Genomic DNA, 12,318 nt, shown 5'->3' with positions numbered 1-12,318 from the left:
TAACAAAACCTGAACAGCGCCATTTTGCGGTTTAACCGGCCCAGGGAAAGGGCCAGTTATCACCATTTTTATTAGACCATTATTCCGCGGCGCGCGGTGATTCCAACGTAGCGGAGGCGTGACGGCGTAACGTACGCCAGCGGCTGTACAGCAGCGCCAGCACAAACAACACCGCCTGTACCAGCACGATGCAGGGGCCGGTAGCGCCGTCTATCTGAAAACTGATCAGCGTGCCGAGTACGCAGGAGAAGACCGACGCCACGATGGCGACCAACAGCATGCGATCAAAACTGCGGCACAGCAGGAAGGCGATAATGCCCGGCGCAATCAGCATGGCGATCACCAATATCACCCCCACCGCCTGCAGCGCGGCGACGATGGTCAGCGCCAGCAGGCACAGCAGGCCATAGTGCAGCAGTTTGACCGGCAGGCCGATGGCGCGCGCGTGGCTGGGATCGAAGCAGTACAGCATAAAGTCTTTGCGTTTCAGCAACACCACCGCCAGCGTGATGCCGGCAATCCACAGCGTTTGCCGCAGCTCGCCGTCGGTAATGCCGAGCATATTGCCGAACAGAATATGACTGAGGTGCTGGTCGGTATCCACCCGTGAAAACAGCACCAGGCCGAAGGCGAACATGCCGGAAAACACGATGCCCATTACGGTGTCTTCTTTGACCCGGCTGTGCTCTTTCAGATAGCCGGTAGCCAGCGCACAGAAAATCCCGGACAGAAAGGCGCCGATGGCCAGCGGAATACCGGTGACGAACGCCAGCACAATGCCGGGCAGCACCGCGTGTGAAATAGCGTCGCCCATCAGCGACCAGCCTTTGAGCACCAGGTAGCAGGAGAGCACCGCGCAGACGACGCCGGTGACGATGGCGGCGATAATCGCCCGTTGCATAAACGGGTAGGCGAACGGTTCGCTCAGCCACTGATAGAGTATTTCCATCACGGCTCCTCCTCCTGATGGTTGTCGACATGCGCGACCCGGCGTCTGGACGCCAGCAGGCCATGTTTGGGCGCCAGCACGAACGCCAATAAAAACACCAGGGTTTGCAGCGTGACGATCACGCCGCCGGTAGCGCCGTCGAGGAAGAAGCTCAGGTAGGCGCCGCCGGCGCTGGTCAGCGCGCCGATGCACAGGGCGATGACGATCAGACGGCTGAAGCGGTCGGTCAGCAGATAGGCGGTGGCGCCGGGGGTGATCACCATGGCGATCACCAGTATCGCCCCGACGGTTTGCAGCGCCGCGACGGTGCAGGCGCTGAGCAGGGTGAAAAACAGAATTTTCAACCGCAGCGGCGACAGACCGATGGACACGGCGTGGTTTTCGTCGAAGAACACCGCCAGCAAATCTTTCCACAGCAGACAGAGGATCAGCAGCGATACGCCGATGATAATTTCCACCTGCAGCACGTCTTCATCGGCGATGCCGAGAATATTGCCGAAGATAATCGACTGGACGTTGACCGAGGTTGGGTTGAGAGAAACGATCAGCAGGCCGGCGGCGAAAAAGGTGGAGAAGATAAAGCCGATAATTGCGTCTTCGCGCAGGCGGGTGATATGGCGCACCAGCGTCATTGCCAGCGCCGCCAGCATGCCGGTGAAGAAGGCGCCGGCAGCGTAGGGCAGCCCCAGCGCGTAGGCGCCGGCAACGCCGGGCACCACCGAGTGCGACAGCGCATCCCCCATCAGCGACCAGCCTTTCAGCATCAGATAGGCGGACAGGAAGGCGCAGGCGGTGCCGACGATAGCGCTGACCCAGATGGCTTTCACCATGTAGTTGTAGTTAAAAGGTTGCAGCAGGATTTCCAACATCAGGACTGTTGCTCCTCTTTCCCTTTCGGCTGGCTTTTGGCCGGCGGATCGCTTTTGCTGTGGCCGTAGAACACCGCCGGACGTTCGTCGTCGGTCAGTACCGTCAGGGTGCGCGGATCGTTGTCGTCGTGCAGGTCGGGGCCGGAGAGGTTGATATGGCGCAGTACGCCGCCAAAGGCCTGTTCCAGATTGCTCTGGGTGAAGGTGGTTGCCGTCGGCCCGGCGGCCAGTACGGTGCGGTTGATCAGGATCACCCGGTCGCAGAACTCGGGCACGCTGCCGAGGTTATGGGTGGATACCAGGATCAGGTGCCCTTCGTCACGCAGCGCCCGCAGCAGGTCGATAATGGCGTTCTCGGTTTTCACGTCGACGCCGGTAAAGGGTTCGTCCAGCAGCAGCACCGTGCCTTGTTGCGCCAGCGCGCGCGCCAGAAACACCCGTTTTTTCTGGCCGCCGGACAGTTCGCCGATCTGGCGGTGGCGCAGGGCGGTCAGCCCCACGCGCTCCAGCGCGCTGGCAACCCGTTCCCGGTCTTCCCGCGTAGGGATACGCAGGAAGTTCATTTTGCCGTAGCGCCCCATCATCACTACGTCCTCGACCAATACCGGAAAGTTCCAGTCCACGTCTTCGGTCTGCGGCACATAGGCGATCAGGTTTTTCTTCAGCGCTGCGGCGATCGGCTGGTCGCTCAGCGATACCTGGCCGCGGGTGGGGCGCACCAGCCCCATAATGGTTTTAAACAGCGTCGACTTGCCGCTGCCGTTGACGCCGACCAGCGCGCAGATGGCGCCGCCGTCGAGGGTAAAGCTGGCGTCGTAAATGGCGGTGTGGCCGTTGTTATAGGTCACGGTGACATCGTCGACGCGCAGCGCTGGTCGGATAAATGCCTCTGCGCTCATTGATTAAATCCTTTGGCGATGGTTTGCACGGTGACGTTCAGCAGGTCGATATAGGTAGGCACAGGCCCGTTGCTTGCTGAGAGTGAATCGACATACAGCACGCCGCCATACTGCGCGCCGGTCTCTTTGGCGACCTGTTTGGCCGGTTTATCGGAAATGGTGCTTTCGCTGAACACCACCGGGATCTGGTGGCTGCGCACCGCGTCGATCACCCGGCGCACCTGCTGCGGCGTGCCCTGTTCATCGGCGTTGATTGGCCACAGATAGATCTCTTTCAGCTGATAATCTTTCGCCAGATAGCTGAAGGCGCCTTCACTGGTAACCAGCCAGCGCTGGGCGGCGGGAATGCGCGCCAGGCGTTCACGCAGCGGCGCATCGAGCGCGGCGATCTTCTCACAGTAGGCTTTGGCATTGCGGTTGTAAGTCTCCGCATTGGCCGGGTCGTATTTCACCAGCGCCTTGCGGATGTTTTCGATATACACCAGCGCGTTGGTGGGGGACATCCAGGCGTGCGGGTTGGGGTTACCGTTGTATGGTCCTTCACGAATCGGCAGCGGGGTGATGCCCTCGGTGACGACGGCAGCGGGCACCTGCTTGATATTTTCAAAGAAGCGCTGGAACCAGCGCTCCAGGTTCATACCGTTCCATAGGATTAAATCGGCGTGTTGCGCCTTGACGATATCGCGCGGGGTGGGCTGATAGTCGTGGATCTCCGCGCCGGGTTTGGTGATTGACTCCACCACGGCGGCGTCGCCCGCCACGTTTTGCGCGATATCCTGAATAATGGTAAAGGTGGTCACCACGCGCAGTTTTTTCTCCGCCAGCGCGGCGGGGCTGAGCAGGACGCTGGCGCACAGCAGGGCGCTCAGAGTTAACGGCGTAGCGGCGCGGGCGAACCGGCGCAAGAAGGGGGATACGTGATATTTCAGCGACATGGTGACTCCCTGTGAGTTAAATGAAAATGATTATCAATATCAGTTGGGCGCAGGTCAAGCATCATGTGTCGCTGATGGCAGATTATTTTCATCGGATTAACGGCGGTGGTTTTATGTATCCTCATGTAACTGTCTGACATATTCATCCCAGACGAGCAATCTAACCTGCGGCGTTTTTCCCAACGCAACCTGCCCCAGCCCCTGTGCCAGTTTTTCGATATCCTGTTGATTCAACGCGGTAATAATCGCATAGCTGTTGCTGCCCAGCTCGTGAGAAACGCCGTTTTCATCCACCACCGTGGTGGTGAAACCTTCCCGGGTCAGCTGGCCGGTCAGCTTCGCCAAATCGGTTAATCCGGCTTCCTGATAGTGAAAAGTCACCACAAAACACGTGGTTGCCGATTGACTCATAAATCACCTCTTGGTATATGGATAGCTTGAGAATAGACCAAAAAAGTGATGCAGGCGTCCTTACCCGTTGTTTATGCGACGCAACTCATTGAAAGGAGTATAGGATTCCGTGAGAACCAAGATTGGTTGCCTGATGGCAATTACGCTTTTAGCGGGCTGTGCGAAAGACCCGCAGACCACCAACAGCACAACGGGCGTTGGCGGCACTTCTTCCGGGGGCTGGCTGCAGCCGCCGTCGCAGCAGCAGACTGCGAGCAACCACACCGGCACGCCGGTGGCGTACAGCGATTATATTCGCCAGGCCGCCAGCAATTACGGCGTTGATGAAAACCTGATTAAAGCCATTATTCAGGTGGAATCCGGTTTTAATCCCCTGGCGGTGAGCAAGTCGAATGCGGTAGGGCTGATGCAGCTTAAGGCGTCGACTGCCGGGCGTGACGCCTATCGGATGAAAGGGCGACGCGGGCAGCCGAGTTCGCGGGAGCTGAAAGATCCGGCGGTGAATATCGATCTGGGCGCGGCCTATATCAATATCCTGCAGGCACAGTTGGCCGGGATCAACGATCCGAAAACCCGGCAGTACGCCACCATCGTCTCTTACGCCAACGGCGCGGGCGCCATGCTGCGTACGTTTTCCTCGGACCGGCGTGTGGCGGTCAACCGCATTAATCAGCTGACTCCGGACGAGTTTTACCAACATATTCAAAAGAAACATCCGGCGCCGCAGGCACCGCGTTACCTGTGGAAAGTGACCACCGCCTATCAGGCGATGGAATAGTCTGCGTCAAATGTTACAAACCGGTTGCAAAGTGACCGGTTTTTCTCCCTTTAGTAGCTAAAAAAAGCGACCAAGCTCCCATTTCTAATCATTCCTGCCGAGAATCATGAAAAAACCGCACGAAAAGTTCATGCGGTTCAATAAGGCAATTCTTTGCGCTCATTCAATAAGTTACCGGTAACATTTTTGCTAAAGTTTACTTTATGACCTTCAATAAATAGACAAAAAGGTTACAAAATATTTTTAAAACCCGCATCAACCGCACGGTTGAGGTTAAATAGTTGTGATTATATTTGGATGGAATGTGATATGTCGGACAATAAAACTAACAATTCTCGGCGCGATTTCTTATTGAAATCGGTGACCTTGATTCCTGCAGCGGTGATCGGTGGCAGCAGCGTTGGCGCGCTGACGGCTCCCGTACCGGCCGTTGCCGCTGATGACGCACCAAAAAACAATGACTACCAACCGACCTTCTTCACGCCTGAAGAGTGGGCCTTTATCAACGCCGCTGTGGCGCGTTTGATTCCGGCCGACGATCGCGGTCCGGGCGCGCTGGAAGCCGGCGTGCCGGAGTTTATCGATCGTCAGATGAATACGCCGTACGCTACCGGCTCCATCTGGTATATGCAGGGGCCATTCAACCCTGACGTGCCGAAAGAGATGGGCTACCAGCTGCCGCTGGTGCCGAAGCAGATTTATAACCTGGGCATCGCCGAGGCGGACGCCTACAGTAAAAAACAGCACGGTAAAGTGTTTGCCGAGCTGACGGATGCGCAGAAAGATGCGCTGCTGCAAGAAATGGAGGCCGGTAAAGCGGCGTTCGAGCAGCTGCCGTCCAAACTGTTTTTCTCTTACCTGCTGCAAAACACCCGTGAAGGTTTCTTCAGCGATCCGATCCATGGCGGTAATAAAGACATGGTCGGCTGGAAGCTGATTAATTTTCCGGGCGCTCGCGCCGACTTTATGGACTGGGTTGAGCGAGGGGAACGCTATCCCTTCCCGCCGGTATCAATTCGTGGGGAAAGGGGATAACAATGGCAACGCTAATGAAGAAAAAGGACGTGGTAATTGTCGGGTTTGGCTGGGTCGGCGCCATTATGGCGAAAGAGCTGACCGAAGCCGGGTTGAATGTGGTGGCGCTGGAGCGCGGCCCGATGCGCGATACCTATCCGGACGGCTCTTACCCGCAGGTGATCGACGAACTGACCTACAATATTCGCCGTAAGCTGTTCCAGGATCTGTCGAAAAGTACGGTCACCATTCGCCACAACAGCAGCCAGACCGCGGTGCCTTACCGCCAGCTGGCGGCGTTCCTGCCGGGCACCGGCGTCGGCGGCGCCGGCCTGCACTGGTCGGGCGTGCATTTCCGCATCGATCCGATCGAACTGCGCATGCGCAGCCACTATGAAGAACGCTATGGCAAAAACTTTATTCCTAAGGATATGACCATCCAGGATTTCGGCGTGACCTACGACGAACTGGAGCCGTACTTCGATAAGGCGGAGAAAGTGTTCGGCACCTCCGGCACCGCCTGGTCAATCAAGGGTAAAGTGGTCGGCGAAGGCAAGGGCGGTAACCGCTTTGCGCCGGATCGCTCCGACGACTTCCCGCTGCCGGCGCAGAAAAACACCTATTCCGCGCAGCTGTTTGAAAAGGCCGCGCGCGAGGTGGGGTATCACCCGTACAACCTGCCGTCCGCCAATACCTCGGATTCCTATACCAACCCGTACGGCGCGCAGATGGGGCCATGCAACTTCTGCGGTTTCTGCAGCGGCTACGCCTGCTATATGTACTCCAAAGCCTCGCCGAACGTGAATATCCTGCCGGCGTTGCGGATGGAAAAACGCTTTGAACTGCGCACCAACGCCAACGTGCTGAAAGTGAATCTGACCGACGATAAATCGCGCGCCACCGGCGTGACCTATGTCGACGCTCAGGGGCGTGAAGTGGAACAGCCGGCCGATCTGGTGATCCTGGGCGCCTTCCAGTTCCACAACGTGCATCTGATGCTGTTGTCCGGCATCGGCAAGCCGTACGATCCGGTGACCGGCGAAGGCGTGGTGGGGCGTAACTTCGCCTATCAGAACATGACCACCATCAAGGCGTTCTTCGACAAGAATGTGCACACCAACCCGTTTATCGGCGCGGGCGGCAACGGCGTCGGGGTGGATGACTTCAACGCCGACAACTTCGACCATGCGAAAGAAGGCTTTGTCGGCGGCTCGCCGTTCTGGGTCAACCAGGCGGGCACCAAGCCGATCTCCGGCGTCCCTACGCCTGCCGGCACGCCAAACTGGGGCAGCGAGTGGAAAGCGGCGGTGGCGGACTCTTACACCCACCACGTATCGATGGATGCTCACGGTGCTCACCAGTCTTACCGCAACAACTATCTGGATCTGGATCCGAACTACAAAAACGTGTTCGGTCAGCCGTTGCTGCGCATGACCTTCGACTGGCAGGAAAATGACATCAAGATGGCGCAGTTCATGTTCAACAAGATGGAACCGATTGCCAAGGCGATGAACCCGAAACATATCATCGGCAGCCCGAAAAATGCCGACAGTCACTTCGATACCACCAGTTACCAGACCACCCATATGAACGGCGGCGCGGTGATGGGGGAAGATCCGAAGACCAGCGCGGTTAACCGTTACCTGCAAAGCTGGGATGTACACAATGTGTTCTCTATCGGCGCGTCGGCCTTCCCTCAGGGGCTGGGCTACAACCCGACCGGCACCGTTGCGGCGCTGGCGTACTGGTCTGCGCGCGCGATTCGCGAACAGTATCTGAAGAACCCGGGCCCACTGGTGCAGGCATAAGGACGGCTGATGATGAAAGCAATTATTCCCGCACTGGTCGCCAGTGCTCTGAGTTTCTCTGCGTTCGCGCAGGACGCCACGGTCAGCAGCGAGCTGATCAAGCGGGGTGAGTATCTGGCGCGCGCCGGTGACTGCGTAGCCTGCCACACCAACGGCAAGAGCGGCAAAGAGTTTGCCGGCGGACTGGCGATGGAGACGCCGATCGGCACCATTTACTCCACCAACATTACGCCGGACAAGAAAACCGGCATCGGTGATTACAGCTTCGAAGATTTCGACAACGCGGTACGCAAGGGCGTCGCTAAAAACGGCAGTACGCTGTATCCGGCGATGCCGTTCCCGTCGTTTGCGGTGATCAAAGAAGACGATATGCGCGCCATGTACGCCTACTTTATGCACGGCGTGCAGCCGGTGGAAGCGGCCAATAAGGATTCCGACATTCCGTGGCCGCTGTCGATGCGCTGGCCGCTGAGCATCTGGCGCGGCATGTTTGCGCCGTCGCCGGCCGATTTTGTCGAAGATACGAAAGCCGATCCGGTGGTGGAGCGCGGTCGTTATCTGGTTGAGGGGCTGGGCCACTGCGGCGCCTGCCACACGCCGCGCAGCATTACCATGCAGGAAAAGGCGCTGAACGAGAAAGAGGGCGACGACTACCTGTCCGGCAGCAATGCGCCGATTGACGGCTGGGTGGCTTCCAGCCTGCGCGGTGAGAACAGGGACGGCCTGGGCAGCTGGAGCGAAGCCGAGCTGACCGAGTTCCTGAAAACCGGCCGTAACGACAAGGCCATCGTGTTCGGCGGCATGAGCGATGTGGTTGAACACAGCCTGCAGTACCTCAGCGACGAAGACCTGACTGCCATCGCCCGCTACCTGAAAACGCTGCCGCCGAAAGGCGGTAAGCAGCAGGCTGCGCCGGTGGAAGACAGCGTCGCCAAAGATCTGTGGCGCGGCGACGACAGCAAGCCGGGAGCGGCGCTGTATGTGGATAACTGCGCGGCCTGCCACCGCACCGACGGCGTGGGCTATAAGCGCGCCTTCCCGGCGCTGAAAGGCAACCCGGTGGTGCAGACTGAGGACGCGACCTCGCTGATCCATATCGTGCTGACCGGCAACACCACGCCGGCGGTGAAGGGCGCGGTGTCCAACATCACCATGCCGCCGTTCGGCTGGCGTCTGAACGACCAGCAGGTGGCGGACGTGGTGAACTTTATCCGCACCAGCTGGGGCAACAAGGCCGGCGCGGTCAGCGCTGCAGACGTTGCCGCGGTGCGTAAGGACCGCTCAATGATCCGCGATGAGAAAGAGATGGGCAGCGCTGCGGTGCCGGATCATCCGGACGCGCATAAGTAACGGCGATTGCTTACCGATAAATGTTCAGGCCCCGTAAGGGGCCTTTTTTATGGCGTTGTCCGCTGAGGTTAATCCGATAATCACCCGCGCTATTGCCACGGGGAATACCCGTGTCAAATTTTGACCAATTGCCGGGTTGCATATCGATTATGAGGCTAATATATTAAAAAATTGTCATTATTTTGGTGGAAAATGTTATGGCGATAGATATGTTTTTAAAGGTTGAAGGTATTGAAGGCGAGTCGAAAAACGCCAAACATCTCAAATGGATTGATGTTGTCTCCTTCAACTGGGGCGCGAAGCAGCCGGGCAATGTCGCCGTAGGCGGCGGCGGAGGCAGCGGCAAAGTCAACTACCAAGACCTGACCATCCAGGCGCTGATCGATAAATCCACTCCCGCACTGCTGAAATACTGTTCTACCGGCAAACACCTTCCCAAACTGCAATTATCCATCTGCAAATCAGGCGGCCAGGAAATCGAATACACCAAGATCACGCTGGAAGAAGTGCTGCTTACCGCCACCGAGTTTATCGGCCAGTCTTACGGCGCCACGCTGGGCATGGCGTATTCGTTCCAGGCGGGCAAGGTTTCGCTGGAGTACAGTGAGCAAACCGCCGACGGCGGTAAAGGGCCTTCTTCCATTGCCGGCTGGGATATCAAACAGAATAAAGAAGTTTGATTAACCGGCTGTCGATTGTGACAGCTTAACGGAGTCGTTATGGCATTTCTCAAAGCGCATGAAATAGCAGGGTTAACGGTCAGTCCTACAGGTGAACTTAACGTAGATGCAAATTTCCTCACCCCGGAGGTCATGAGGGAAGCGCAGATAATCGTCGGTTCGATGACGCCGGATCAGGTTTCCAAACTGACCAAAGTGTCGGAAAGCCAGATCGCCTTCACCTTGAATGACTACCGCGATAAGATTAATAAACTGCAGAACACTGACAGGGAGCGCGGCGGCACCCGGCCGGGCGGCACGATTTCACATATCGACAACCGCATTTCGTTGCCGATGATGCCGCCAAGCTGGGGGATCAAGGCCCAGTATCTGGATAACGTCAGCAAGGTAGCCGGCGGCGGCGCGACGCTGGTGGCTGCAGGCGCGATGCTGTTTAGCCTGGGGGCGGGGGGCGCCGGCAGTATTTTAGGCCGCAGTTTGCTCACGGCCGGCACCGGAGGCGCCACCGGTTGGGTGACGCACTTCGTCACCAAGAAGATCCAGTCCGTTAACCAGATTGCGGGCTATCTGAAGAGCCTGGCGGAGATGTACAACACCACGCACAACTCGCTGCTTGAGTTCAACAAGGAAATCCGGCGCAAAAAAATCGCCTATGCGCGTGACAATAGCGCCAATGCGCAGAGTTTTGAAGATAAGGTGATGCAGGATAACGATATCTATACCCCCGCCGAAAAAGCGGAGATGGATACCTTGATGCGCGCCTTTGTCGGTAATGATTACCAGAGCGTGAAGATTACCGGCGACAGCGTACGTTTTATCGAGTTCAGGTTCGTGCGCGGGGACTCGCTGACTGTGAGCAAGACTGCGTATAGTCACCTGGCAGATTTGAAATTCTCTTAATGCTTACCTGCATACGACGACGCGAGCGTATGACGCTGCGCCGTCGTGTCAAGGATATGCCCACCCGATGATGCGCCGCGCGCGTCAGTGAGTAAACCGCGGCTCTTTCTCCTGATGTTCTAATGGGTTACCGCCGGCGTAAAAATCAGCAGTCTCAGCCTTCGCCCGGTTCTCCCTGATACTTTCCCTGTTTTTCGCGTAAACCGTGCATGATTATGCTGAACCCGTACGGGAACTATGGATTAATCGTTCACGAAGCGCGCAGTTAACCGCATAAACATAGACCCATCCTGCATTTTTAATTATCCTTTGCCGTCCTTTCAACAGGCAATAATATGATTTCATTGATTAAATCATTGAATTATAAAATAAAATATCACGGAGAAGGAAGTTCCGTTGAGCGCAATCGTTGTCGTTACAGATTAAGGTAAGCTGTCTCATGAGTACTATTTCTCCGGATTCCGGCGCTCTGGCGGTCCCGCCATCGTCGCGTTGGAACAAAACGGACACCGTATGGATGTTCGGTTTATATGCCACGGCGGTCGGCGCCGGCACGCTGTTTCTGCCGATTAACGCCGGCCTGAACGGCCCGCTGGTTTTGTTGCTGATGGCGCTGTTCGCGTTTCCGCTGACCTATCTGCCGCACCGCGCCCTGAGCCGGTTTGTGTTGTCCGGCTCCAGCCGCGACGGCAATATCCATGATGTGGTGGTGGAGCACTTTGGCGTGCTGGCCGGTAAAATTATCATGGTGCTCTATCTGCTGGCGTTTTTCCCGATCGTGCTGGTGTACAGCATTTCGATCACCAATGCGCTGAACAGCTTCCTGATCCACCAGTTCCACGTCACGCCGCCGCCGCGCCTGTGGCTGAGCCTGGCGGTAGTGGTGGTGCTGAACCTGGTGCTGCTGCGCGGTAAAGACGGCATTGTCGCCGCCATGGGGATGCTGGTCTTCCCGCTGCTGGTGTTCCTGATGGGGATTTCGCTGTATCTGATCCCGAGCTGGAATACTGCGCATTTCACCCAGGGGCTAATGAGCACGCAGTTTGATAGCCCGTCGCTGTGGCATTCGCTGTGGCTGGCGGTGCCGGTAATGGTGTTCTCCTTCAGCCATGCGCCGATCATCTCTTCCTTCGCCTCGACGCAGAAAAGCCTGTACGGCGATAAGGCGGAGCGCCGCTGCGCGCGCATTATGCGCTATAGCTATGTGCTGATCTGCGTCACCGTGCTGTTCTTTGTCTTCAGCTGCGTGTTGAGCCTGTCTTACCAGGATATGGAGCAGGCCAAAGCGCAGAACATTACCGTGCTGACCACGCTGGCGAACAAGTTTTCCAACCCGCTGATCGCCTACCTGGGACCGATCATGGCGATGCTGGCGATGGCGAAATCCTACCTCGGCACCTCGCTGGGCGTTACTGAAGGGGCGACCAGCCTGATTGACGGCGTCACCCGGGCGCTGGGTAAGCCGCTGAGCTCACGTGCCACGCACCGTATTTCGGCGGTGGTGCTGTTCCTGCTCACCTGGGCGGCGACGGTGTGGAACCCGAGCGCGCTGCATATTATCGAAACCATCAGCGGCCCGCTGATCGCAGTCATCCTGTTTATCCTGCCGATGTATGCGGTGCGTGCGGTGCCGTCGATGCATAAGTACCGCGCCCTGAGCAATATCTTCGTCTTGGTGATGGGATTGATTGCCCTGTCGGCGCTGATTTACGGCCTGATGTAATA

Annotated in this window: 12 protein-coding genes; 7 read left to right on the top strand and 5 right to left on the bottom strand. The window is 57.4% G+C overall.

Annotated features, from left to right (window positions below; all coding sequences use genetic code 11):
• Nucleotides 1–79: 79 nt before the first annotated feature.
• The 5 genes from HF675_RS13890 to ghoS form a co-directional block, all read right to left on the bottom strand.
• On the bottom strand, nucleotides 80–949 hold the full coding sequence (locus HF675_RS13890) for a metal ABC transporter permease (RefSeq protein ID WP_187043246.1): 870 nt from the start codon (nucleotides 947–949) through the stop codon (nucleotides 80–82).
• Nucleotides 949–1,818, bottom strand: a complete 870-nt coding sequence (locus HF675_RS13885) for a metal ABC transporter permease (protein WP_187043245.1) — start codon at nucleotides 1,816–1,818, stop codon at nucleotides 949–951. The genes HF675_RS13890 and HF675_RS13885 overlap by 1 nt, the downstream gene beginning before the upstream one ends.
• On the bottom strand, nucleotides 1,818–2,717 hold the full coding sequence (locus tag HF675_RS13880) for a manganese/iron ABC transporter ATP-binding protein (protein WP_105230847.1): 900 nt from the start codon (nucleotides 2,715–2,717) through the stop codon (nucleotides 1,818–1,820). Before HF675_RS13880 ends, HF675_RS13885 begins: the two co-directional genes overlap by 1 nt.
• Nucleotides 2,714–3,652 (bottom strand): metal ABC transporter substrate-binding protein, encoded by a 939-nt coding sequence (locus HF675_RS13875; protein ID WP_187043244.1) that lies wholly within the window; start codon nucleotides 3,650–3,652, stop codon nucleotides 2,714–2,716. The genes HF675_RS13880 and HF675_RS13875 overlap by 4 nt, the downstream gene beginning before the upstream one ends.
• A gap of 111 nt (nucleotides 3,653–3,763) precedes the next feature.
• Nucleotides 3,764–4,063: a type V toxin-antitoxin system endoribonuclease antitoxin GhoS gene (gene ghoS, locus HF675_RS13870; protein ID WP_105230849.1), complete on the bottom strand. Its 300-nt coding sequence runs from the start codon at nucleotides 4,061–4,063 to the stop codon at nucleotides 3,764–3,766.
• A gap of 109 nt (nucleotides 4,064–4,172) precedes the next feature.
• On the opposite strand from ghoS, the gene HF675_RS13865 reads away from it, so the two are divergent.
• The 7 genes from HF675_RS13865 to HF675_RS13835 all read left to right on the top strand — a co-directional run bounded on the left by HF675_RS13865 (nucleotide 4,173) and on the right by HF675_RS13835 (nucleotide 12,316).
• The gene (locus HF675_RS13865; RefSeq protein ID WP_105230850.1) at nucleotides 4,173–4,841 is read left to right on the top strand and encodes a transglycosylase SLT domain-containing protein; all 669 of its coding nucleotides are present in this window, start codon (nucleotides 4,173–4,175) and stop codon (nucleotides 4,839–4,841) included.
• A gap of 309 nt (nucleotides 4,842–5,150) precedes the next feature.
• Nucleotides 5,151–5,876, top strand: coding sequence for a gluconate 2-dehydrogenase subunit 3 family protein (locus tag HF675_RS13860; RefSeq protein ID WP_187043243.1), 726 nt, complete (start codon nucleotides 5,151–5,153; stop codon nucleotides 5,874–5,876).
• 2 nt (nucleotides 5,877–5,878) lie between these two features.
• Complete coding sequence (locus HF675_RS13855; RefSeq protein WP_105230852.1) at nucleotides 5,879–7,663, top strand: GMC family oxidoreductase; 1,785 nt, start codon at nucleotides 5,879–5,881, stop codon at nucleotides 7,661–7,663.
• A gap of 12 nt (nucleotides 7,664–7,675) precedes the next feature.
• Nucleotides 7,676–9,013, top strand: a complete 1,338-nt coding sequence (locus HF675_RS13850; RefSeq protein WP_111738070.1) for a cytochrome c — start codon at nucleotides 7,676–7,678, stop codon at nucleotides 9,011–9,013.
• Between the two features lie 197 nt (nucleotides 9,014–9,210).
• On the top strand, nucleotides 9,211–9,693 hold the full coding sequence (locus HF675_RS13845; RefSeq protein WP_105230853.1) for a type VI secretion system tube protein Hcp: 483 nt from the start codon (nucleotides 9,211–9,213) through the stop codon (nucleotides 9,691–9,693).
• A gap of 39 nt (nucleotides 9,694–9,732) precedes the next feature.
• On the top strand, nucleotides 9,733–10,593 hold the full coding sequence (locus tag HF675_RS13840) for a hypothetical protein (protein WP_145961132.1): 861 nt from the start codon (nucleotides 9,733–9,735) through the stop codon (nucleotides 10,591–10,593).
• A gap of 439 nt (nucleotides 10,594–11,032) precedes the next feature.
• Nucleotides 11,033–12,316 carry an HAAAP family serine/threonine permease gene (locus tag HF675_RS13835; protein WP_105230855.1) on the top strand — a complete coding sequence of 428 codons (1,284 nt, stop codon included), beginning with the start codon at nucleotides 11,033–11,035 and terminating at the stop codon, nucleotides 12,314–12,316.
• Nucleotides 12,317–12,318: the final 2 nt, after the last annotated feature.

The sequence above is a fragment of the Serratia sp. JUb9 genome (assembly GCF_014298095.1).
GTDB classification, from domain to species: Bacteria; Pseudomonadota; Gammaproteobacteria; order Enterobacterales; family Enterobacteriaceae; genus Serratia_B; species Serratia_B rhizosphaerae.
Note: the sequence above shows the minus strand (reverse complement) of the source record. Positions and strands in the feature narration are given on the sequence as shown.